The organism is Paraburkholderia sabiae, assembly GCF_030412785.1.
GTDB classification, from domain to species: domain Bacteria; phylum Pseudomonadota; class Gammaproteobacteria; order Burkholderiales; family Burkholderiaceae; genus Paraburkholderia; species Paraburkholderia sabiae.
In genome coordinates this window covers 544699-566763 of sequence record NZ_CP125296.1, presented here as the reverse complement: position 1 = coordinate 566763, position 22065 = coordinate 544699, and the positions used below count along the sequence as shown (strand labels likewise).

The 22065-nt window shown below is 59.7% G+C and carries 23 protein-coding genes and 1 pseudogene; 9 read left to right on the top strand and 15 right to left on the bottom strand.

What is annotated here, in order from left to right:
• The first annotated feature begins 32 nt into the window (after positions 1 to 32).
• Positions 33 to 491 (top strand): MarR family winged helix-turn-helix transcriptional regulator, encoded by a 459-nt coding sequence (locus tag QEN71_RS32200; RefSeq protein ID WP_233471626.1) that lies wholly within the window; start codon positions 33 to 35, stop codon positions 489 to 491.
• Positions 492 to 523: 32 nt separating this feature from the next.
• On the opposite strand, the gene QEN71_RS32195 is transcribed toward QEN71_RS32200, so the two are convergent.
• The gene (locus tag QEN71_RS32195; protein WP_201647191.1) at positions 524 to 808 is read right to left on the bottom strand and encodes a hypothetical protein; all 285 of its coding nucleotides are present in this window, start codon (positions 806 to 808) and stop codon (positions 524 to 526) included.
• A 594-nt stretch (positions 809 to 1402) separates the two neighbouring features.
• Here QEN71_RS32195 and QEN71_RS32190 point away from each other — a divergent pair.
• Both QEN71_RS32190 and QEN71_RS32185 read left to right on the top strand, forming a co-directional pair.
• Positions 1403 to 2401, top strand: coding sequence for a glycosyltransferase family A protein (locus QEN71_RS32190; protein WP_201647190.1), 999 nt, complete (start codon positions 1403 to 1405; stop codon positions 2399 to 2401).
• Positions 2402 to 2511: 110 nt separating this feature from the next.
• Positions 2512 to 3606, top strand: coding sequence for a GNAT family N-acetyltransferase (locus tag QEN71_RS32185; RefSeq protein WP_201647189.1), 1095 nt, complete (start codon positions 2512 to 2514; stop codon positions 3604 to 3606).
• A 5-nt stretch (positions 3607 to 3611) separates the two neighbouring features.
• On the opposite strand, the gene QEN71_RS32180 is transcribed toward QEN71_RS32185, so the two are convergent.
• Both QEN71_RS32180 and QEN71_RS44820 read right to left on the bottom strand, forming a co-directional pair.
• Positions 3612 to 4508, bottom strand: a complete 897-nt coding sequence (locus QEN71_RS32180) for an ATP-grasp fold amidoligase family protein (RefSeq protein WP_233471663.1) — start codon at positions 4506 to 4508, stop codon at positions 3612 to 3614.
• Between the two features lie 150 nt (positions 4509 to 4658).
• Positions 4659 to 5543, bottom strand: a pseudogene (locus tag QEN71_RS44820) (glycosyltransferase); the annotation flags it as partial.
• Positions 5544 to 6330: 787 nt separating this feature from the next.
• Here QEN71_RS44820 and QEN71_RS32170 point away from each other — a divergent pair.
• Positions 6331 to 8442, top strand: a complete 2112-nt coding sequence (locus QEN71_RS32170) for a glycoside hydrolase family 28 protein (RefSeq protein ID WP_201647187.1) — start codon at positions 6331 to 6333, stop codon at positions 8440 to 8442.
• 71 nt (positions 8443 to 8513) lie between these two features.
• Here QEN71_RS32170 and QEN71_RS32165 read toward each other — a convergent pair whose 3' ends face one another.
• Entirely contained in the window at positions 8514 to 9488 is a 975-nt protein-coding gene (locus QEN71_RS32165; RefSeq protein ID WP_201647186.1) for a homocysteine S-methyltransferase family protein, read from the bottom strand.
• Between the two features lie 157 nt (positions 9489 to 9645).
• On the opposite strand from QEN71_RS32165, the gene QEN71_RS32160 reads away from it, so the two are divergent.
• On the top strand, positions 9646 to 10683 hold the full coding sequence (locus QEN71_RS32160; protein WP_201647185.1) for a GlxA family transcriptional regulator: 1038 nt from the start codon (positions 9646 to 9648) through the stop codon (positions 10681 to 10683).
• 38 nt (positions 10684 to 10721) lie between these two features.
• Here the strand turns inward: QEN71_RS32160 and QEN71_RS32155 are convergent, their stop codons facing one another.
• The 4 genes from QEN71_RS32155 to QEN71_RS32140 all read right to left on the bottom strand — a co-directional run bounded on the left by QEN71_RS32155 (position 10722) and on the right by QEN71_RS32140 (position 14747).
• The gene (locus tag QEN71_RS32155; RefSeq protein ID WP_201647184.1) at positions 10722 to 11123 is read right to left on the bottom strand and encodes a hypothetical protein; all 402 of its coding nucleotides are present in this window, start codon (positions 11121 to 11123) and stop codon (positions 10722 to 10724) included.
• Positions 11098 to 12561 (bottom strand): DEAD/DEAH box helicase, encoded by a 1464-nt coding sequence (locus tag QEN71_RS32150; RefSeq protein ID WP_201647183.1) that lies wholly within the window; start codon positions 12559 to 12561, stop codon positions 11098 to 11100. The genes QEN71_RS32155 and QEN71_RS32150 overlap by 26 nt, the downstream gene beginning before the upstream one ends.
• Positions 12562 to 12650: 89 nt before the next feature.
• Positions 12651 to 13436, bottom strand: coding sequence for a 5'/3'-nucleotidase SurE (gene surE, locus QEN71_RS32145; protein ID WP_201647182.1), 786 nt, complete (start codon positions 13434 to 13436; stop codon positions 12651 to 12653).
• 90 nt (positions 13437 to 13526) lie between these two features.
• Positions 13527 to 14747, bottom strand: coding sequence for a porin (locus tag QEN71_RS32140; RefSeq protein ID WP_201647181.1), 1221 nt, complete (start codon positions 14745 to 14747; stop codon positions 13527 to 13529).
• Positions 14748 to 15273: 526 nt separating this feature from the next.
• On the opposite strand from QEN71_RS32140, the gene QEN71_RS32135 reads away from it, so the two are divergent.
• Both QEN71_RS32135 and QEN71_RS32130 read left to right on the top strand, forming a co-directional pair.
• Complete coding sequence (locus QEN71_RS32135) at positions 15274 to 15975, top strand: GntR family transcriptional regulator (protein WP_201647180.1); 702 nt, start codon at positions 15274 to 15276, stop codon at positions 15973 to 15975.
• Positions 15976 to 16024: 49 nt separating this feature from the next.
• Positions 16025 to 17272 (top strand): LysR family transcriptional regulator, encoded by a 1248-nt coding sequence (locus tag QEN71_RS32130; protein WP_201647179.1) that lies wholly within the window; start codon positions 16025 to 16027, stop codon positions 17270 to 17272.
• A 21-nt stretch (positions 17273 to 17293) separates the two neighbouring features.
• Here the strand turns inward: QEN71_RS32130 and QEN71_RS32125 are convergent, their stop codons facing one another.
• The 4 genes from QEN71_RS32125 to QEN71_RS32110 form a co-directional block, all read right to left on the bottom strand.
• Positions 17294 to 17452: a hypothetical protein gene (locus QEN71_RS32125; protein WP_201647178.1), complete on the bottom strand. Its 159-nt coding sequence runs from the start codon at positions 17450 to 17452 to the stop codon at positions 17294 to 17296.
• Between the two features lie 45 nt (positions 17453 to 17497).
• Complete coding sequence (locus tag QEN71_RS32120) at positions 17498 to 17674, bottom strand: hypothetical protein (RefSeq protein WP_290468271.1); 177 nt, start codon at positions 17672 to 17674, stop codon at positions 17498 to 17500.
• Between the two features lie 86 nt (positions 17675 to 17760).
• Complete coding sequence (phbB, locus tag QEN71_RS32115; RefSeq protein WP_201647176.1) at positions 17761 to 18504, bottom strand: acetoacetyl-CoA reductase; 744 nt, start codon at positions 18502 to 18504, stop codon at positions 17761 to 17763.
• Between the two features lie 190 nt (positions 18505 to 18694).
• On the bottom strand, positions 18695 to 19219 hold the full coding sequence (locus tag QEN71_RS32110; RefSeq protein WP_201647175.1) for a phasin family protein: 525 nt from the start codon (positions 19217 to 19219) through the stop codon (positions 18695 to 18697).
• A gap of 386 nt (positions 19220 to 19605) precedes the next feature.
• On the opposite strand from QEN71_RS32110, the gene QEN71_RS32105 reads away from it, so the two are divergent.
• Both QEN71_RS32105 and QEN71_RS32100 read left to right on the top strand, forming a co-directional pair.
• Positions 19606 to 19791, top strand: coding sequence for a hypothetical protein (locus tag QEN71_RS32105; protein ID WP_201648055.1), 186 nt, complete (start codon positions 19606 to 19608; stop codon positions 19789 to 19791).
• A 32-nt stretch (positions 19792 to 19823) separates the two neighbouring features.
• The gene (locus tag QEN71_RS32100; RefSeq protein ID WP_201647174.1) at positions 19824 to 20270 is read left to right on the top strand and encodes a universal stress protein; all 447 of its coding nucleotides are present in this window, start codon (positions 19824 to 19826) and stop codon (positions 20268 to 20270) included.
• Between the two features lie 35 nt (positions 20271 to 20305).
• On the opposite strand, the gene QEN71_RS32095 is transcribed toward QEN71_RS32100, so the two are convergent.
• The 3 genes from QEN71_RS32095 to QEN71_RS32085 form a co-directional block, all read right to left on the bottom strand.
• Positions 20306 to 20620, bottom strand: coding sequence for a DUF1840 domain-containing protein (locus QEN71_RS32095; protein ID WP_201647173.1), 315 nt, complete (start codon positions 20618 to 20620; stop codon positions 20306 to 20308).
• 182 nt (positions 20621 to 20802) lie between these two features.
• Positions 20803 to 20982: a hypothetical protein gene (locus QEN71_RS32090; RefSeq protein WP_201647172.1), complete on the bottom strand. Its 180-nt coding sequence runs from the start codon at positions 20980 to 20982 to the stop codon at positions 20803 to 20805.
• 112 nt (positions 20983 to 21094) lie between these two features.
• Positions 21095 to 21970 (bottom strand): type 2 periplasmic-binding domain-containing protein, encoded by an 876-nt coding sequence (locus QEN71_RS32085; RefSeq protein ID WP_201647171.1) that lies wholly within the window; start codon positions 21968 to 21970, stop codon positions 21095 to 21097.
• Between the last annotated feature and the right edge of the window lie 95 nt (positions 21971 to 22065).

Below are 22065 nucleotides of genomic sequence, written 5' to 3'. Positions count from 1 at the left end.
CAAACCGCAATTTTTTGGTAAGCACTCGAGTTATGGTTAAGTCAATCGACCCGCCGAAGGAAGCCTACGACTTCCGCGATCAAATTGGACATCTCCTGCGCCGCGCGTATCAGCGGCATGTCGTCATCTTCCAGGAGGCGATCCCCGACGCCGACCTTACCGCTGCGCAATTTGTCACGTTGTGCTCGGTCAAGGCCCAGGAATCGTGCTCGTTGAACGACATCGTCAAAGCGACGGCGATCGATCAGGCAACCATTCGCGGCGTGGTCGACCGCCTGAAGGCGAGAGCGCTCATCGACGTCAGTGCGGATCCGACCGATGGCCGCAAGGTGGTGGTCAGCGCGACGGCTGCGGGGCTTGCTCTGATCGACCGGACGGTGCCTTTCGCCAAACAGGTGACAGCACGCACTTATGGTTCACTAAATGCAGCTGAACAGGTCGCACTCAAGTTCCTGCTTCAGAAGATGATAACGGTCGAGGCTGCGCCCTGATGCGCGGCAAATTCCGGGTGCGCGGACCGCGATCAGAATTTCGGTGGATTGCGCATCTTTGACGATATCTCTGCCCAATCCATCGCAGGCACTTCTTCGACCAGATTGAGTGCCGCAGTCGGATCCGTGTCATGGCTGGAAAAGGTTCCATTTGCACGATATCGCAATGGAACATCATTGACCTGCTCGAAGCAAAACTCCTCTCCTGGATACGCCAGGCGGACTTCCACCACGTCGCCCAGGCGATTCCGATAGAACTTACCCTCTTCGAGAATCAGGCCCGATGACGGCGTTTCTTTTTTTGGCGGCTGACTCATCGTCAATTCCCTTGTTGACCCGGATAAATCTGCATATTCGATTTAAACAAGCAGTTTCAAGCAATTCGCATTTAAATGCGACACAAACATTAGTGTTTGTATCGATAGAATTGGAGAATGATATCTGACAGGTGTATGCAGCGCAGTGATGCTCCCCTGATCGGGCTGGGAAACGGGATATTGCAGGCGTGCGGGGTGAAAACACCGGCCACCGCATTCTGGGCAAGAAAGCGACAAGCGTTCGACGATGCCGCCCTCGATCCTCAGATAAAACGACGTGACGGCCAAACGTCAGACGAATCCCCACGGTTTCCGCGAAAATATCCCTCTCTGCACTGAACCGAAAGTTCAACGATTTGGGACATTAACACCTGATTTTATGCCGCGGCCAATCTGCGCATTCTGTCTCGGCCTACTCTCCCCTATAGTCGCTTGCAATCGGCCTACTAAAACCCAGGCATCTCGCTTTCTGATTGCGGGAAGGAGCATCGCGACGCTGCTCGCACTGAAAGACATTGCGAACCCGTTCGTCCGCCGCCCGGTCGTTTAAATGTATTTCCGGTCCGCCAGATCTACTCTTTTGTGTGAGTCATCATGAAAGAAATGACCGTTGTAGTCTGCAACTATAACTGTGAACAGTTTCTGGCAGAGGCAATAGATTCAGCCCTCGCGCAAGACTACGCGAACACGCGGGTCATGGTCATCGACGACGGATCGATGGACAGGTCGCGCGCCATTATCGACGGTTACGGCGCGCGCATTACTTCCATTTTCAAGGAAAACGGCGGACAGGTGTCCGCCTATAACCTGGGACTTCGCTTGATCGAGACGGATTACGTGCTCTTCCTCGATTCCGATGACGTGCTGTATCCGCATGCCGTGACTGAAGTCATGCAGCGTTTTGCACAAGGAAATCCGGCGAAAGTGCAGTTCCGCCTGGACGTCATCGACAAGGCGAGCGAGCGGACCGGCGTGTACGTGCCTCACTCGGGAGTCGAGGGCGATTGTCGAGATTTTCTGCTTAGGGGGTGGCTGTATCCGTCACCGCCCGCCTCGGGCAACGCGTATAGCGCCAGTGCGCTAAGACAGATCTTTCCCGTTCCGGAAACGGCCGCGAACCGGTATGGTGCAGATTTCTATGCGATCTATGGCGCAGCCCTCGTCGGCTCCATTTCGACCATCGCGGAGTCGCTCGGCGGATATCGGGTGCAACATGGAAGAGGCGCCTCATTCGCCAACTCCGATCAGACCAACAAGGCGCCAAAAGCATTCACGTCGCGATGGGTGACCCTTCGAGAAATCGCGGCCAAACGGCTGGGCTTGCAACTGCCTCCCGACTTCCACGATTTCGCTCATGAAAAAGCGTATTTCTGCTCGACTGTCTATCACGCGCCGTTGACGAACCGATGGCGCTGGATGTTCAGCGATTCGCACGACTATCTGCATACCATCGTGGCGAATCCATTCTGGAGCCGGAAAAAGAAAGTAGGAACACTCGTGCTGTCCAGTCTATGTCTGTTTCCATACTCGCCTATCGCCGACTTTGCGGTTCGGTACATCAGTAATCCAATGGCTCGTAGTGGCGCCCGTTAGGAAACGAGTGGAGAGGTAATGTACGACAACCCAATCCCGTTCCCGAACCACGAATGGACAGGCAATAGAGCTTATGCAACGACCTTCGACGTAGCGCACGAGACGAAACGATGGGCAACGAGAGCGTAATCTCGCGTCACGCGCACGCCAGCCGCCAACAGCAGTCCGACGCGAAAAGCGAGCGGACGGGGGCGCTTGCGGGATCAACCAATCTCGAACTCGCGGCGGGCTTGACTGAACGTTCGATTTTTCACGAGCCATGGTGGCTTGACATCGTCACGAATGGCGCGTGGCGCGTGGCGGAGGTCAAGCATGGAAATAGAGTTGTCGGCGAGATGCCTCACGCATTCACGCAAAAGGCACGGTGGCAAATCTCAACGCTGCCCCCGCTTACCCGGACACTCGGACCGGTAATCAGGCCACACCAGATAGGTGCTGGCGAGCGTGACTGGAGTCAGCGGCTTGACATAGCGCGCGACCTCATCGCACAGCTCCCCAGGTACGCACATTTTCACCAGGTCATGGACCCGCGCATCTCTGAGGCGGAAGCGCTGGCATTCCGTCTCGAAGGCTTTACCGTAAAAGTCGCATTCACTCTGGTCTCGGCCGGCTGGACAGACGAGGCGACGGCATTTGCAGCATTGCGTGGCACGGCGCGCACCGCCGTCCGGAGGGCGCGCGAATCCCTGACGGTTGAACCGATCGATTCGGCGAACACATTCCTCGATTTCTACAACGCCAATCTCGCCGTCCGCAATCTCGACAATAAGCACGAGACGACAACGATGACGCGCTTGCTCAACGAAGCGATGAATCGCGGAGCGTGCACGCTGCTTGGCGCTTTCGATTCAAAAGGTTCTCTGGTTGCCGGGACTGCTTTGCTATGCGATACGCAGAAGATGTACTACTTCCTTTCTACACGGCGTCAAGATGGGCACAGCGGCGCTGTCAGCCTCTTGATCTGGTCGGCAATGTGTATGGCGGGGAAACGGGGCCTTAGCTTCGACTTCGATGGTATTTCGTCGGCCGGCATTCTCAACTTTCTCGGAGGCTTTGGCGGCCGCCTCGTTAGGCGCTTCGAAGTTGAGCGGACCATGCCTCTCTATGCGGCGTTACGCGCGACACTGCACAGTGCGAAGACGATCGCTGCCGTTGCCAATCCCGCGCATTGGCGCAGTCGACGCAATGCGTCGTCACCGTTATAAGAGGCTCAGACGCCACGCGCAGCGCTGAGCAATTTGCCCCATTCGTAGTCGATGCGATCTGGAGTGAAAGGCAATACACCTCCGCCCGGCGTGAAGGTAAATTCGCCGAAGTAGAGTCGATTGTCAAAGGCGTAAAGATCGACGCGGACGTATTCGAAGTCGCTCGCCAGTGTCGCAGCCGCTTTCAGGACCGCATCGAGATTCTCAGGCTGCGCCAACAGATGATCACTCGGCTTATACGGCCCAATTGCGATTTCCATGTGATTCCAGTTGGCGTCGTACACATCTCCCCGCGTGTTGCTACCGAACCTGTCGGTGATGACAAGGATATACATCACCGGCTTTCTGAGACTTCCTGAGAAGCAATGGACCTTGAAGTCGGCCGGAATGTGTCCGTCGCGATCGAGTAGAAGAGTTTCGAAGAAAATGCGTGGTTTGATCTCGCGGTAATGCCGCTCGCGATCCACCCGATAAAAATCCGTGGCAAGCCACTTCTGCTCAAGCTGTTTCAGTTCTTCAAATGACGTCTCTGATTTGCTTCTCACTATTTTCACGAAACTACTGCCATGACTGGCCTTCATGACGAACTGATCCGGCAGACTATCGTAGACTTCCTGGCTGAAATCGTCGGGCTCCGCAATGAGTGGAACGACATGTTGGCTGCCCAGTTTCTTTTCGACGTACGCACGCGTGGCGAGCTTGTCGGCCAATACTGCATAGCGTGGATCGGGCCTCAGATTGCGCTGAAGTATCTGCTCATTGAACGTCACGGGGTTACGTAGTCGTGGCAAGCGCCCGATGCACTTCTTGTGCAACAGGCGAAGGAACAGGGCATCAGGCAAGAGCGATTTCCCCGCTTCCTTGAACCTGCGAGTGAGCGTCGGCGGTTTGGATTGAAGCAACTGCGCGCCGAGACGAACGTGACTGCCATTGCAAACATCCGTCAGTCTTTCAAGAAGCCTTAATGCTTCAATGCGCGAATTGAACCGCGCCTCGACCCTGAGGCGCGCGTTCGAGGCTATTTCTGACAAGTTATATATGCCCGACGCAATTTCATCGACAACCGTGGCGAGACCAATCGAATCGCGCTCATTCACGAGAAAGCCTGATACACCATGATCAATCAGCTCGGGAATGCCGCCATGACGTGACGAAACCGTTATTACGCCAGAGGCCATCGCTTCCATCAGCGCGACGGGCACGCCTTCCATGTCGCCATCCGATGCAGTCACCGAAGGAAGCACGAAGACGTCACTTGCATCCATCAACTCCCCTACCTTCTTGTGAGGCAATGCGCCCAGAAAGCAGACACGCGATTCAACCTTCAGCTCAACCGCCAAATCTCTTAGCGCATCCTCCAGTTCACCGGAACCGACGATGGTCAACGTCGCCGCTGAACTGACATATGCCATGGCGCGAATTGCATACTCAATACCCTTCTTTTCTGTCAGTCTTCCAACGAGAAGAATACTCAGGGCAGCCGACGGGCGGTGGCGTTCAGAGAAGGGGAATCTGTCGATATCGATGCCCATGCGACCGATATGGACCTTTAGGGGATCGCACCCCCAATCGCAAATGCGATCTGCAAACAACTGACTTACCGGCAAAAAGAGCTGGCCGCTTCTGAAGAGAGACAGATACTCGCTGCGATAGGATTCGACCAGTTTGCGGCTCGTCACATCGTGGCCGTGAAAGACGGTAGCCAGTGCCCCAGAAACCAGTCCTGCCTCGCGCAAGTATTGAGCGCGAACGCCGACCATGCCGTAATGTGCGATGACGGCGTCGCACTGCATATTCGAATTCATACTCGAAACGCGCGCAATATCGACGGCAGCCGCCCATTGCCGACTAAGGACCGCCCGCGCCGCGACCCGACATGCTCGGTGTGCGCGTCGATTGCGAAGTCCTCGCAACGCAAGCCGTGCAACAGCCACCATTTTCGCGGCGCGACTCGCGCCACAGTTCGGACTTATGACGGACGGGCACTCGCCGCTGATCGCTTTGAGAAGCGAGTCATCTCCACGCGTGAGACCCAGAATCGAGACATCGGCGCCAGCGTCGCGTAGTGCCCGCGCCTGCTCGACGACGAACGTTTCGGAAAGTACGGGAAAGCGTTGCGCAATGATAAGTATCCGCATGAATCGCCCCTCGTCGTTGAACGCGTCGGGAACTGGACGTCGTATGCGTCGATCGAGAATAGAACAATCACTCATTCGACTGCAATGGACTTTTCCGACATGCAACTCGCATGCCGGACCCTTCCAACTGCCCAACTCGTGTTGGGTGCGCCGCTTTGAGACCACGACGCGCCGATGCTCGAAGACTTCATCTCAGCAGGGCACGTCGCGCAAGAGACGTTTTGCGGCAGCGCCCTTCGCCACCTCGTCTGACAAATTTCCCACCCTGTAAGCTACCTGTAGACCAGCGTAAGCGCTGCGAACCCAGGAACATCCCCTAGCTGAATTCGATTGACGATCACGATGTCGTCTGACAACAATACCGTGAGTGATCGAGCCAGCCGCTCCCTATCGATCCCTTCGCTGTAACCGTGCATCTTCCGTTCGCACCCGCGTCGCCAGGCGGTCACATGGTCGTTGAGCTTCATTCACCGTTCTGGCCATATTAAACAGGATAACGAATCAAATGACAGCGCATGACCAGGATGATCCTCTGCACTCCGCAAACCGCGACAACGCGCCCGCCTCACGCGGCCGGCGCGCGTTCATGGCCTTCGCCGGCGCATCCGCGGGAGTAAGCCTGCTCGCAGCCAGCCGCGGGGCAGCGGCAGAAGACTCGATATTTCCGGCGCCTTTCGCTGCACAGGGCCGACCTCCGGTGCATCCCGGCCACCCCGCCGCTGATCCCATCTGGGGCCCCGATGGCCAGGCCACGGCCATCCTCAGGCGGCTCGCCCACGTCGACCGCTCGTTGTTCTCCCACGCCCAGTTTCACGTGACGAGCTACGGTGCGCGCACGCTCCCCGCCTCCGCGTTGATCACGTCGACGGCCTGGCCGGGCGGCAAGATTCCCTGGGTAACGGACGGCACGGAGCAGACCGCGCATCCCACCAGCGACCTGCAAAGCCCCGGCTCGGGCGTGATGGTGCCGTGCGACTACACAGGCACGCAGTACGACTCGTGCGCCGCGTTCAATGCGGCGATCGTCGATGCAAGCCGCGCCGGTGGCGGCCGCGTCGTCGTGCCGGCCGGCAACTGGTATTGCGGCGGACCCATCGTGCTCTTGAGCCACGTGAACTTCCATCTGGAATCGGGCTGCACGATCTATTTCAGCCCTAACCCGGCCGATTACGCGAAGAACGGCCCCTACAAAACGGCAAACGGCAATCTGTATCACACGCGCTGGCAGGCGAACGACTGCCTGAATTTCGGCTCGCCAATCTATGCATTCCGCCAGACCAACATCGCCCTGACCGCCGACGACAACACCTGCGTGCTCAATGGCCAGGCCATGACGCCCATGCAGTTGAGCAGCCAGCCGCCCACCTCCTGCTGGTGGACCTACAAGGGAAGCAGCAACACCTACGGCTGCGCGGGTTCCTCGACGCCTTCACAGGCTTACGCGAATCCGAACAATGTCCCGCTCACCAGCCTCCCCGCTTCGCAGATCCAGAACCCGCAGGCCAACGTTTCGTTCACGAACCAGTACGGCGCGACGACTACGCTGATGGGCCTGCTCACCGGCACGGGCTGGAACCAGGACCAGAACTATCTTCCCGCGCTCTCCGAACTGCGCGTGCCATTCGAGAAACGCATCTTCGGCAACGGACACTTTCTGCGTCCGTGCATGATCGAGTTCATCGGTTGCACGAACGTGCTCCTGCAGAACTACCACACGCAGAACACACCGTTCTGGCAGCACCATCCCACCGATTGCACGAACGTGGTGATCGACGGCGTGTTTGCCGATAGCGTCGGACCGAACAACGACGGCTTCGATCCGGACGCGTGCAATCACGTGCTGGTGCAGAACGTTCAGTTCAACACCGGCGACGACTGCATTGCGATCAAGTCCGGCAAGTACCTCGACACTGAGTATGGCCCGATGCAGAACATCGTCGTGCAGAACTGCACGATGCAAAGCGGCCACGGCGGGCTGACCATCGGCAGCGAAATGAGCGCGGGCGTGCGCAACGTCTACGCTCGCAACCTGACGATGCAAAACGAGAACTGGGCAAGCAATCCGCTGAACATCGCGCTGCGGTTCAAGAGCAACATGAACCGCGGCGGGTTTATCAACAATGTGTGGATCAACGGCGTGACGCTGGCCAACGGCGTGAATCTGGCCGGGAAGTATGGCGGCGGCTCGCTGGGCGCCGCGATCAGCAAGATCACGGGTACGGGCACGACGGGTCTCGCGACCAATCCCTCCACGGGCCAGGGCGGCCTCATCACCTTCGACTGCGACTACAGCCCGTCCGGCGATGCGGTGCGCTGGAGCCCTTCCGTCATCAGCAACATCAACATCACGAACGTGAACGCGAGCAACGTGTCGGGCGCGGTGTCGTACTCGATGCCCGCGGGCTTCGTCGCGGGTACGAACTCGTGCTTTCAGGCGCTCGTCATGCAGGGCCCCGAGGCGGTCGATTACAACGGCGCGCTGCCCGTGCCGAATGTCAGTCCGATCAGCGGCGTGACGATTTCGAACTGCAATCTTGGCAACCCGGTGTGCACGGGCGCAGTACCGACAACGCCTGCTACTTCCGCGTCGGCCGCGCCCGGTCCGCTCTTCGTGAGTAACGTCAGCGGCATCACGCTGACTAACGTGGTGATTGCAGGCACCACGTACAACACATCGCTGAGCGCACCGGCGACCTGATGCGGGCGCACGTGGACGCAAGGGGGTCGCGTCCACGTGTCGTGCCGCGCAATCCTCGGGGAAACCAGTCGTCAAACCGCATCGACGCGACTGTCGTGAGCCAATTCCTTTTTCATGAAGTGACAGAGCCGCCCGACGTGCCGCTCATCCGTGCCGCAACATCCTCCGACCACACTCATGCGCGGCAGTACGCGACGCAATGAGACATAGTCCCCTCCAAGTTCATCGGGATCGCCGTCGTCGAGGTCGTCGGCCTCGTCGAGTTCGGCGTGGCTGCGCTTCGACGCATTGGCACGCACACCGCGAATCCGCTCACGCCATGTGCCTTCGGCCGAGAGCGTCGCCACGAAATGCGACGGATGCGCGCAGTTGATCATGAAGTAGGCGGCGTAAGTGTTCGTCGCGTCGTCGACGCGTTCGATCGCGTCGCGCAGCGACTCCCCGGACGGCAGCCGTCCATCTGTCTCCAGCGTGAACGAGATCGCCACGGGCATCTCGCACGCCTTCGCCGCCCGGATCGCACCGATCGCCTCTTCCACGTAGTTGATCGTGAAGGCCGCGACCATATCGGCCTCGGTGGCAGCGAACGTTTCGATTTGCGGCTGATGATAGGCGCGCGCCTCGTCTGCACTCATGCGCGTATCGGCGCGATAGCCGTCACCGCGCGGACCGAGATTGCCGCTGATCACAATGGGCGTCGCGGGCGCTTCATACGCCGCGCGAACGCGCGCGAGCAACGCGATCGCCCGGCGGTTTGCATCGGCGAGCGACGCCTCTGTATAGCCGAGCTTGCTCGCCCAATCCGGATTCGCGCGCCAGGTCGGCGATTCCAGCACCAGACCGACATTCTCGCTGCGCGCGAGCGCCGCATAACGCGCGAAATAGCGCTCGAGCGCCGCTGTGCCGGCCTCGTCGCGCAACAGCGTGAACGCGGCGAAGCAAGGCAGTGGTGTGCCTTCGTGAAAAATCAGGGTGGTTTCGAGTCCCCCGTCCGTCAAAAACAGGGAATCGGACAGTTGTGGCAGGTGCTGGCGATACGCGCTCATGGAAGTGCTCCTTCAGTCGATCGCGCGACATCGGGCGTTGCCCGAACTGGCATAAACGCGATCCTTACACTTAAATTACATCTACGACGCCGTCACGATACGACGAGCCCGCGCTTCCGACGAAAGCGTTAACGGCCACGAACAGGACGAATCGGCCATGAAAGCGAAAATCCGCACATCCGCCCGCATCGCCATCCTGGCGATGCCGGAGACCTCGGCCTCCGTGGTGTACGGCATGTACGACATGTTCATGTCGGCGGGAAGGGACTGGAGCCTGATCGTCGAAGGAGCGCCCGGCATCGTGCCGTTCGTGCCGCAGGTCGTCTCGTGTCACGGCGCGTCGTTCATCGCCGCGAACAACGTTCGTCTCACGCCCGACGCGACGCTCGACGCCTGCGCAACGGCCGACGTCGTCTGCGTGCCCGAACTGATGGTGCCTCCGGGCGAATCGCTGGAAGGAAGATTTGCCGAGGAGATCGACTGCTTACGCCGTTGCTACGACGACGGCAAGATTCTGGCGACAGCCTGCTCGGGCGCGATCCTGCTCGCGGAAGCCGGACTGCTCGACGGCTGCGAAGCCACCACGCACTGGGCCTGGTGCGATCTGATGCGGCGCCGCTATCCCGCGATCAAGGTGCGCAGCCACCGGGCACTGGTCGCCTCGGGCGAGGGGCAGCGTCTCATCATGGCGGGCGGCGGAACCTCGTGGCTGGATCTTGCGCTCTATCTGATTGCGCGGCTGGCGGGCATTGAAATCGCGATGCAGACGGCACGCATCAACCTCGTCGTCTGGAACGACGTCGGGCAGCAACCGTTCGCGCGGCTCGCACGTACGCGCCAGGTCGAGGATGCCGTGATCGCGCGATGCCAGGCGTGGATCGCCGGGCATTACGCCGAGGCATCGCCCGTGGCAGCCATGGTGCATCTGAGCGGCTTACCCGAGCGCTCGTTCAAGCGGCGCTTCCAGCAGGCGACGGGCATGTCGCCGCTCGTCTACGTGCACACGCTGCGGCTCGAAGAGGCCAAGCAGATGCTCGAATCCAATCAGCAACCGATCGAAGCCATCGCCAACGAGGTCGGCTATGAAGACGCGAGCTTCTTCAGCAGGCTGTTCCGGCGGAACGTGAGTCTGACGCCCGCGCAATATCGCAGGAGGTTCGGGACGATGCGCACGGCGCTCGACGGCGGCGGGTGACGGCACATAACGGCCGACGCCCGGCGATGAGCGCTCTATCACCCATACAGACGAATTTGCGGCATACGAGAGGTGCAGCCATGAAAGTGAATTTTCGGGTTCTCGAGAAGGTGGCGTTTTCTGCCGTCACGTTGTCCGCGTTCTCCTGCCTTGGATTTATCGTTCGCGAGAAATTCCCGGGCATTCTCGATTTGCTGCCGCGAGGTCAAAGCGTATCTCTCAGCGAATTCACGCTTGCCTGCCTGTTTCCGAGCGATTGTGAGCAACTGCTCGGCCTCCTGAAGACGGCTGATGAGCGCAGTGCTGCGGTACTCGTCGTAGAGCGGCCGGAATAGGCCGTCTTCCGATTTCGGGCCGTTCGTCGGTTGCTCGCGATCACGATCGCCGAAGAACAGATCCGGCACGTACTCCGGATCAGGGTTGCCGTTTGCCGCGACCACCAGCAGGTTTGCCAGCCGGTTTGTGTGAACCCGCAGCTGGCTTGGTGGCCGGTTTGCTCCGTGGCTTTTGCGTGCTGAACGGGCTGCCGCTAGTGAAGTCTGTACCGCTTGTACTGCTTGCAACTTTACCCGCGCCCACAGCGCGTTGTGCCGCAGGCTTGCGCTTGTTTTCGACACCTTGCGGACGTGGCTTTTTGCTGGGCGTCTGCGTGGCCCCCAGCGCAACTTGCGGCACCTTGGGCTTCTTCGGCTTTTTCGGTTTCTTGATGATCTGGCCCGTCGCGCTGGTTTCCGGCACGCGGTGTTCGGCTTCAAAACCCGGCTCTTCTTCACGGGGCAGCGTCTGCCTAATCAACGCTTCAATCGCAGCCAGTTGCGGCGCTTCATCGGCGCACACGAGGGACACCGCCACGCCGCTGGCACCCGCACGTCCGGTACGGCCGATACGGTGCACATAGTCTTGCGCCACGATCGGCAGATCCACGTTGATCACCAGCGGCAGGTCGTCGATATCCAGCCCGCGCGCAGCCACATCGGTGGCTACCAGCATTTGCACTTCGCGCGTCTTGAAGCGCTCCAGTGCACGCAGACGCGCGGGTTGCGGTTTGTCGCCGTGGATGGTGTCGACCGCATAGCCCGCCTCATCCAGCATCGCCGCCAGGTAATCCACTCCATTGCGGGTTTTGACGAACACCAGCGCGTGCTCCCAGTTGTTCTCGGCAACAAGGTGCATGAAAAGCTCAGGCTTGTTCCTTTTATCCACCGGCACCACCCACTGCCTGATCTTGCTGGCCGTGGCGTTGGGCGGGCTGACGCTGATATTGACCGGGTCGCGCAGAATGCCCGCCGCCATGGCGCGGATATCGTCGGTGAACGTGGCGGAGAACAGCAGGGTCTGCCGCCGGGCGGGTAAGGCTGCAAACACAGCGTTGAGTTCGCGCGCAAAGCCGAGATCCAGCATGCGATCGGCTTCATCGAGCACCAGCGTTTGCACCTGATCGAACTGGACTGCGTTCTGTCGGTTGAGATCCAGCAAACGGCCGGGCGTGGCAACGAGCACATCCACGCCTTTGCGCAACTTCATCATCTGCGGGTTGATACTCACACCACCGTAAGCGGCCAAAAATCGCAAGTCGAGGCCTTTGCCGTACTCGATAAAGCTTTGCAGCACCTGTTCGGCCAGTTCACGCGTGGGCACCAGGACCAGAACGCGCGCACGGTTGCTCGACACCGCCGGGCCGTTTTGCACCAGCCGTTGCAACAGCGGCAACGCAAAACCCGCCGTTTTTCCAGTGCCCGTCTGCGCCGCGGCCATGACGTCCTTGCCATTCAGCACAACAGGAATCGCCTTGGCCTGCACCGGCGTAGGTGTCTGGTAATTGCGGTCCTGCAGATTCCGCAGCAAGGGATCGATCAGGCCAAGCGAGGCAAAAGACATCGGCGTATTCCGGGCTAAAGCCGCAATTCTAGCGGCTACCAGCTGATCGCACCGCGTAGATCGATGGTCAAAAGGATCTACGTTGATCGTTACACGTTGCTCAACGACGCCGCGAGCTTCGCGAAAGTACCCTCGTCCGTGCGATCGAAGTAAAGCGGCGTCACCGACACGCGCCCCGATGCCACCACGGCCGTCTCGCTGTCGGGCGCATTTTCGCGCTGGCCGCGCTGGAATCGCAGCCAGTGATATTCGAGCCCGCGCGGATCGACATGCGGCAACACGTCGATGCCCTGCACCAGACCGACGCCCTGCTTCGTCGGCGTCAGCGGACCTGCAGCCGCTGCATCGATATCGGGGAAATTCACGTTCAGGCACACGGGCGCTGCATGCTCGATCGCGAGCAGCTGACGAATCACGCCGGGCGCGAGCGCACGCGCCGTGTCCCACCGCACGTTCTCGCGGTCGCGGAATGTCTGACTGAGCGCGATCGACGGCAAGCCGAGCAGCAGCCCCGTCATGGCTGCGCCGACGGTGCCGGAGAACATCGTCTCGACACCGAGGTTGCCGCCGCGATTGATGCCGGACAGCACGAGCGTCGGCGGTGCATCGACCATCAGATGACGCACGGCCATCACGACGCAATCGCCCGGCGTACCCACGACGCCGAAACGTCGCTCGCCCTGGCGGCTCACGCGCAACGGCGAATGGAGGCTGATCGAATGGGACGTGCCGCTTTGATCGTGTTCCGGTGCGACGACCCACACTTCTTCGGCGAGTTCGGCGGCCACGGCTTCGAGTACGGCGAGGCCGGGTGCGTCGATGCCGTCGTCGTTGGTCAACAGAACGCGCGGGACTTTGCTGGAAGATGTGGACATGATGTGCGATAGACGTAGCGGACGGATCCGCTACGCTACCACACAGCGAAATTCTCGCTTGTCCGTACAGGCTACGTGTTACGCGTTACGTCAGAAGCGGTGGATGATGCCCAGACCGAACGCGAACTGACTTGCCGACGAAGCCGGCGTCGAGTTGAAGCCATCGCCGATGCTCGCGGTCGCGTCGATGATCTGACTCGAACCGTTCGTGCCGAGCGTCTTGCCGTTCGCGCGCTGATACGCTTCGAGCGCATAGAGGCCAGTGCGCTTCGACAGCGAGTAATACTGCGAGAGGTTGAACTGCTGATACGACGCGCTATCCGTAATGCCGTTCGCGCGCGTCGCACGCGTGTAGCTGTAGCCCGCCGCGAAGTCCCACACGATAGCCGGCTTCCAGTGCAGAACGACACCGCCCGTATTGAAGATCGCCGTATCCCTGAACTTCGAATTGATGCCGGGAATGTACTGGACGTTCGAGTACGTTGCAGTGATGTCCCACGCGCTATTGAACGTATAGCCGCCGCCCACTGCAAAGCGCTGTTGCGCCTGCGCGGTCTGATAACCGTTCGTCAGCGCAGATACGCCGATCTGCGAGCCGCCGTTCGTCGTGGTCGAATCCGAGCCCCACGTACCGCCGCCCGACGTCGAATTGTTGATGCGCGAGAAACCGACTGCGAGACCGATCGGACCCATCGCGTACTGGACCCCTGTCGCCCACGTCGAGCCCTGATTCACGCTGCCCGCCACACCGCCGAGCGAATACGAGCCGCTCACCGTCAAGCCGTACATCTTCGGCGACGTGTATTCGAGTGTATTGTTCGCGCGGTAAATCGTGTCGAGGCCGTCGATATCGCCAGGGTGTGCGCCATAGAAGCCCGTGATCCACGTCGTCGGGCTATACGGCGACAGCATCTGGTAATACGAAGCGTATTGACGACCCGCCGTGAACGTACCGTAAGAGGCATTCGTCACGCCGACATACGCAAGGCGGCCGAACAATGCATTGGTGTACTGTGCCGCGCCCGTTCCCGAGTTCAAGCCCGATTCGAGCTGGAAAATGGCCTTCGTACCGCCGCCGAGATCTTCTCCGCCCTTCAAGCCGAAACGGCTGCCTGCCCACACGCCCGGCGTCATCTTGACGACCGAGTGCCCGCCGCTCGTCGAACCGAGCGACGTCGAGCTGCTTTGATAAGCCAGCCCGTTATCGACGATACCGTACAGCGTCACGCTGCTTTGCGCGAATGCCGGAACGCTGCCGACGAGCGCGGCCCCGATCACGACTGCCTTTGCCTTGCTGGTACTCCTCTTCATTCTTCTGACCTCCATCTTCCTGGTTTTACTGCTGTTTGGATTCTTCTATTTGCTCGAGCGTGATGCGCTGCATTCGCCCGGTCCGGCAATCGAAGAAGCAGCTATTCGCGTGGTCGTCGTAGAACATTTCGATGTCTTCCGTCACTTCTCGATGCGCAGCGCCCGCGCGTCAAACGGATCGACCGCCTGTGTTCCTGATCCTTTGACTTGCTGCTATCTTGGGATACAACGATATAGACGCGAGATGCTTTTCAGGTAGTGCGGGTTAACCACATGTAATGCCGGACAGATTCGGTAAGACAGGGCTTTAGAGGGAACGTGAACCCGTCGCGCGTGTCTGTGTTCCCAGACAGATCAAGCACTTTGGTATCCCGGAACACTGTTCGAAGCGCCTCTTCACGATCGCGCAAGCGCATGTTCCGATAAACAGAACAGATGGCAAGCGAGGCAAGTCGCAACCCTCTATAGAAGCGTTGTGATGCCGACGCAAGCGCCGCTATACTGAGCAGCCAAAGAGTAGAAACATATGAACGAGACAACACAGCAAGCGATCGTGCAGACGCTCCGCGAGAAGATCCTGTCGGGTGAACTCGCGCCCGGCCAGCGCCTCGTCGAAGCACAGTTAGCGCAATGGCTCGGCGTATCCCGCACGCCGCTGCGCTACGCATTGAGCGTGCTGGCAGGCGAAGCGCTCCTCGAACGATCGGGCGCGCGTGGTTATGTCGTGCGACGCTTCAGCGTGCGCGACGTATTGAATGCGATCGACGTACGCGGCGTGCTCGAAGGTCTCGCGGCACGCATGGTTGCGGAAAGCGGCGTATCGGCTGCGCTGGCTGCTGAGTTGAATGCATGCCTGCGCGAAGGCGACGACATCTTCAACGCAGGCGCATTGAAGGAAGGCGACGACGTGCGTTACGCGGAAATGAATGGCCGCTTCCATGCACTCATCGTCGAAGCCGCGCAGAACGCAGCGGTCAGCGCCGCGTTGAGCCTCAACGACAAGATCCCGTTCGTCGCACCGTCTACTATCGCCTTCGACGAATCCGCGCGTGAGCGTCAGTTCGCGATGCTCATGTACGCGCATCGCCAGCATCATGCGATCGTCGGCGCACTCGTCAATGGCGAAGGCGCCCGCGTCGAAGCGCTGATGAAGGAACACACGCACATATCGAAGGAAAGTCTCAATCTGTCGTTGCCCGCGCTGCATCTGATCGCAGGCGCGGCATGACGGCGACCCTGTCGATTCCTGCAATCCGCACTTCCCTACGGGCACTTCCGTGAGCAGCAAAGACCTTCTCAACATCGCGCAGCTGCGCGCCTTCAAACTCGTCGCGGATACGGGCAGCGCGACGCGCGCGGCGTCCGCGCTGTTTCGCGCGCAATCGGCTGTCACGCGATCCGTGCAGGAACTCGAGGCGGCGCTCGGCGAACCGCTCTTCGATCGCAAGCCTTCAGGCATGCTGCCGACGCCCGTCGGACGCGCCGTGCTGCATCGCTGTGAGCGGCTCTTTGCCGAACTCGAAGAACTCGCGCAATGGTGCGCCGCGCGTCAGGCGCGCCGGCGTCCTGCTGCGGAAGGTTCATTGCCTGCGTATCTACTCAATACGCGTCGTCTGCAATTGTTCACAGCGCTCGCGCGACATCGGCATATGCCCAGCGCAGCGAAAGCGTTCGGCATCAGCCAGCCAGCCGTGAGCACCGCGATCCGCGTGCTCGAAAGCGGCTCGGGATTGCAGCTCTTTCACCGCAGTCCGCGCGGCATTCTGCTAACAACGGAAGGCGAAACGTTTCTGCTTCACGTGCGGCGCGCGTTGAACGAACTGCGTCACGTGCCCGACGATATCGCTGCATTGCACGGCTATATTCAGGGCGCAGTGACGGTCGGCGCGCTGCCGCTCGGGCGCACATTGATCCTGCCGAAAGCGATCGCGAGCATGAGCGCGAAGCATCCGGGCGTGCGCATCATCACCGATGAAAGCGCGTACGAAACACTGGTTGCCGGTTTGCGTGCAGGCGACATCGATTTCATTCTCGGCGCGTTGCGCGAGAACGATGCGTCGAGCGGCCTGATGAACGAGCGGTTGATGTCGGAAGATATGGTCGTGCTCGCACGTCGCACGCATCCGCTCGCGAACGAACGCGGCCTGACGATGACCGACCTGCAGGACGTGCAATGGATCGTGCCGCGCAGCCACGCGCCCGCGCGCGGTCTGTTCGAGGCGCAATTCAAACGGGTCAAACTGAAGCCGCCGATGCCATCGGTCGAAACCGCCGACTTCGCGGTGATCCGCGGCTTGCTGCTCGGCACGGACATGCTCGCGGCATTGTCCGCGCAGCAGTTGCACTATGAATGTCAGTCGGGCGAACTGGTCGTGCTCGACGTGAAGTTGCACAACACGCGGCGCGATATCGGCCTGACGCTGCGCGCAGCCGGCACGCCGTCTCCCGCTGCGCGCGCATTGATCGACGCGATACGTCTTGCCGTCGTCGATGTCGCGCGAACGATCAGCATCGCGGCAGCATAAAACAGCCGCGATATCGAACGTTCAACGTCGCGCGCGCGAAAAATGACACCAGCTATGGTGATCGAGATTCTTCAGCAACTCCGCGCGCAGCCGCTCGCGACGGTAGTGCTGCACCACCGACAGCAACGCAATCAACAGCACGGATCCCCCAAGCGCCACACCAATCCATGTTTCGTTCATTGCCATCCCCTGTAGCAACTACGCTTGCCGCGATGCGTGTGGTTTTCAGAGCGGACACTGGCCCGCCTTCGGACAATTGCCCGCATGCATGCACTGCTCGAAAACCAGTTCGCGGTATCGGCCAGCATCGCGATCCGCAGGCGTACGCGGCCCGAAAGTCCGGTTCACGACGACCACCTGATTCGTGCACCGGCATTGATAAAGCTGTTGTTTTGTCTCCACCACTTCTTCCTTGTCGGGCCCTGGCGCCGTCTCCCGGACGGACATGTGCGAGCCCTTGTTATTGTCGATACACGATCAGTTCAAGATCAGTTCATGTGCTGGCCGCCGTTTACGGCCAGGTTCGCGCCCGTGATGAAGCCCGCATCGTCGGAACAGAGGAATGCGACGAGTGCGGCCACTTCTTCCGGCTTGCCAAGACGACCGGCGGGAATCTGCGGCAGGATCTTCGTGTCGAGGATGTCTTGCGGAATCGCCGTGACCATTTTCGTGGCGAGATAACCGGGCGAAATCGTGTTGACGGTCACGCCTTTGCGCGCCACTTCGAGCGCGAGCGACTTCGTGAAGCCGTGCATGCCTGCTTTCGCCGCTGCATAGTTGGTCTGTCCGATCGATCCCTTCGAGCCATTCACCGAAGAAATATTGATCACACGTCCCCAGCCGCGTTCCACCATCATTTCGCAGACGGGCTTCGTCATGTTGAAGATGGAATCGAGATTCGTGCGCATCACGGCGTCCCAGTTCACCTTGTCGAGCTTGCGCAGCGTCATGTCGCGCGTGATGCCCGCATTGTTCACAAGGATGTCGATGGGGCCGATTTCGGCCGTGATCTTCGCCACGCATTCGTGACATGAGTCGTAGTCGGCGACGTCGACGTGATACGCACGGAACGTGCGGCCCGCTGCTTCCATCGAAGCAAGCCAGTCGTCGCTGCACGTGTTGCCGGGCGAGCACGTCACGATCACGCGGTAGCCGGCATCGTGCAACCGGATACTGATGGCCTCGCCTAGACCGCCCATGCCACCCGTTACCACAGCAATTCGATTAGTCATCCTTTACACCTATCAGTCGTTCAATGCGAAGCTTCCCGATAGTCAATTGGCTGGTTCGCAGATGCAGCCGTTGACTGGTCTCCCCGACTGATCCTTTGTGTTCGCCGCTCACTGCGGCATGCGCGTTTCGCGATTCACTGCGACGTCGCGTGTCGGTAGATGATCCGGCGTATGCCTGTGCTTAAGGTGATTAATCGACAACCGCTTTGTGGGGACGCGTATCGGTGGCGCTTGCGGCGCGCGCGATCGCGTCTTCGGTTTGCTGTCGTGCGAGTGCTTCGGATGACGGCGCAGCGGACAGCGCCGTTGCAACCGCCGAAGTCACCGCGGATGCAGCCGCTTGCGTGCGGCTCTGAAATGCGTCCACGACGGAGCGCACATGGATGTCGTTCGTTTTCGCTTGTGTTTGTCCGACTTCCTGAAGCGCTCCATTCAGCCGCGAAACGATGCGACTCAGTTCGTTGCCATATCCGGCAAAGAACGTAGCGATGCCGTTGGCCGCGTTCCATTGAATCGCGGGCCAGTCAGCGGGATTGCGAGCATTGCTGAGCATGCTCACGGTTTTCAGCACTTCGCCGTTCAGCTGGTTAATCGTATGCAGATTGAGTACCGCAACCGATTGCGCTTCCCGAACGACGGGATTGGCCCACGCGTAGAGAGCGGAGATGCCGGGCTCCCACGCCGAAATGACACCTGCGGAATTCCGAGTGTTCATTGACGCGACTCCGTTAGTCTTACTAATTAGCTTATTGCATACGCACAGCGGGGCCGCACTGTGTGATGCGAATAGCATGGGTGTTCGCTAGCAACGCGTTGTTGTGCGAAGCACCATTTAGAACCGCCATTCTAAACACATCATTTGACAATTTTTACGCAGTCTTACGTCAGTAGTTACCCTGGGTTGTCGCAGGCATTTGCTACATGTTGGGACAGATGCAACAGCGACCGACCGGTCGGGTTAGCGAAAACGCTTCCTCAACCGACGCATTTTTCTGCGTCAACACGTTGATGCACGATGATCCGTATCGCGCATTTACGTCATGTTGTGATATATAATCGAATCGACGGACGCAACAGATGTCCTACCAGGGAGACGACATCATGATCATCAATAGCGATTTCGAAATCGCTTTTCTCGTCGGTGCATTCACGCTGCTCGGCGTGATTCTCGTCGGCAGTCTGTTGACGGCGGTGCATCTCGAACGATGGCATCCAAAGCTGGTCGGCGCTGCAGTCGGCGCATTGCTCGGCATCGCGCTGATCGAAGCCGTGCCGCTCATTACGTGATTTGCAGCACTCGCGAATAACGGAGTGCCGGCGTGATTCCCTTCAAACGCATTCTGCTCTGCTATGACGGCACGTCAGAAGGCCGTCGCGCGTTGCGTTGCGGCGCATCGCTTGCGCAGCAACTCGATGCGGAAACGCATCTGCTTTCCGTGGTCGATTCGTCGTGGTGGTCGAGCGGCTACGACGTGCTCTCGTCGATGGCATTCGACATCGACGAACAGGCGGCACGCGAAGTATTGAACGATGGTATCGAGCGGCTATCCGCGTGCGGCATCACCGCGACGGGACATTTCTGCGTGGGCGATCCCGTAGATCGCATTGCGACGATGGCCGACAGATTGCGCGCTGATCTGATCGTCATCGGGCATCATCATCTCGGGCCTTTCGCGCGCTGGTGGACAGGCGAGCGCCATGCTCAACTGCTAGACCGTGTAGGTTGCGGCATTCTCTTCGAAGTTTCGCCCGACACCGTTCCGTGAACGGCCGGATTTCGCGCACAAAATCACGCGCGAACCTAGAGTCCCCAAAGAATATCCGCGTTTTGCCTGCGTGCTTCGCGGAGCATGTCGAGGAAAGGCCATGCGCGCTGTGAAAAGCCCGCATGCTGATGATGTCCGGTATTCGACGCCGTCGATGCTTCGTGCGCAGCGGCCGTCTGTTTGTCGTCGACGATGGCTGCTTCCAGACGACGGATAGCTTCGGGCAAATCGTCGTGCGCGATGACGCCCTGATTGTCGAGCCGCTTGCCGATCAACCCCAGCATATATTGCGCGAGGTCGCGGAGCATGATGACGTCCGGCGTGGCCGGTGACTGGAAGGTGACGAGCAAGACAGCTCCCCTGTAGTGAATTCAGGGCCTTCGTAGCGGTTGCGTCCCCAGGGACTACGCGCTTTCGTTCACGGAGGTGTTGGACTTGGCGCAGTCCCGATCATGCTGCAGCCGCCCGAAGGCACACCTTCATTTTATATCATGTTGTGATGCATTAAAACATAGTGGATTACACGGTGACGTCAGTCGTCCTGATCCCACTCGTCGTGCTCCGCTTCGGCTTCATCCAGATGATTGGCCAGCAGCGCATAGAAAATGCGGTCGTATAGCGAAGGATTCGTCCTGTCGCGCCACCCGCGCGCCTTCACGATGGTTTTTGCGGTTTCGTGCGCCGACTGAAACAGCGTCTGTACATGATCCATATCCATACACAGTATGTCGGCATGCGGAACGCCCGGCTTGAGGCTGCGTAAGCCGCGATCAGAGCAAGCTTTCCCGCGCAATTCACGCATTCGATCCGATCACACGTAGCAATTACAGATGCAGCCAGTACATATCGGGAATCGCGCGATCCTCGTCGGACATGAACGGATTGTCCAGACGGATGATTTTCCGGCCGCCCGGATTCGTGCGCTTCAGCCCATTCTGGATATACGGATGCGTGTTGAACAGCTTCAGATACGAGCCGTCGCGCCACGCCGCCGCGAAGCCTCGCGCGATCGTCGCTGCGAGGCGTTCGTGATTCGGCGACACATAGAACAGAAAGTCCGAGCGATACGCGAGCAGCAAACGGTTTTCGACGACAAGGCTCGGCTCCGTATCCTTGCGCGATTCGATCTCCGGATACGCCTCGATCACGCCCCGCGGAAAATAGTCGACGCGTTTGGCCTCCACCATCTTGAAGATCGTTTCGTACGTCGAAGGCGTCTGCACCGGAAGGCCCGCGTTGCGCATGATCTCGGTGTCGATCCAGCCGAGTCCCTGCACGGCCGTCATCGAGCGCAGATCGTCGAGCGTTTCGATCCTGTCGAAATCGGGCTGCCGGTCCTCGCGGATGATGAACACGCGGTAGCCAATCAGCCCGCGATGAATCGGAATATGCACGACGTTCAGGCCGCGTTCGGCCTGCGCTTCCATGCTCGTCCAGTGCAGATTGATGGTCGTGCCGTTGGCGAGTTCGGCGAGCGCGCGGCCGCGCTCCATCACGAGTTCGAGTTGATGCGTCGTGTACGACGCGTTGGCCGCCTTCATCGCGAGATCGAGCGTCGCGAGCGCGAAGGCCGCGTGCACATCCCTGCCCGGCCTGATCTGCGGATAGACGATATCGAAGTGTTCGCCGGGTGCGGCTCGCGCAGCGAGCGCTGCGCCCGCGGCACTCGCCGCGGCGAGTATGAAACGCCTGCGATGCATAAATACGCGTGACAAATACAGAAACGTGCGGGTAGCCCGTTCATTGCCGAGCTTGAGCAGATCGTGTCACGGACCACGCCGGCATCGACATTCGG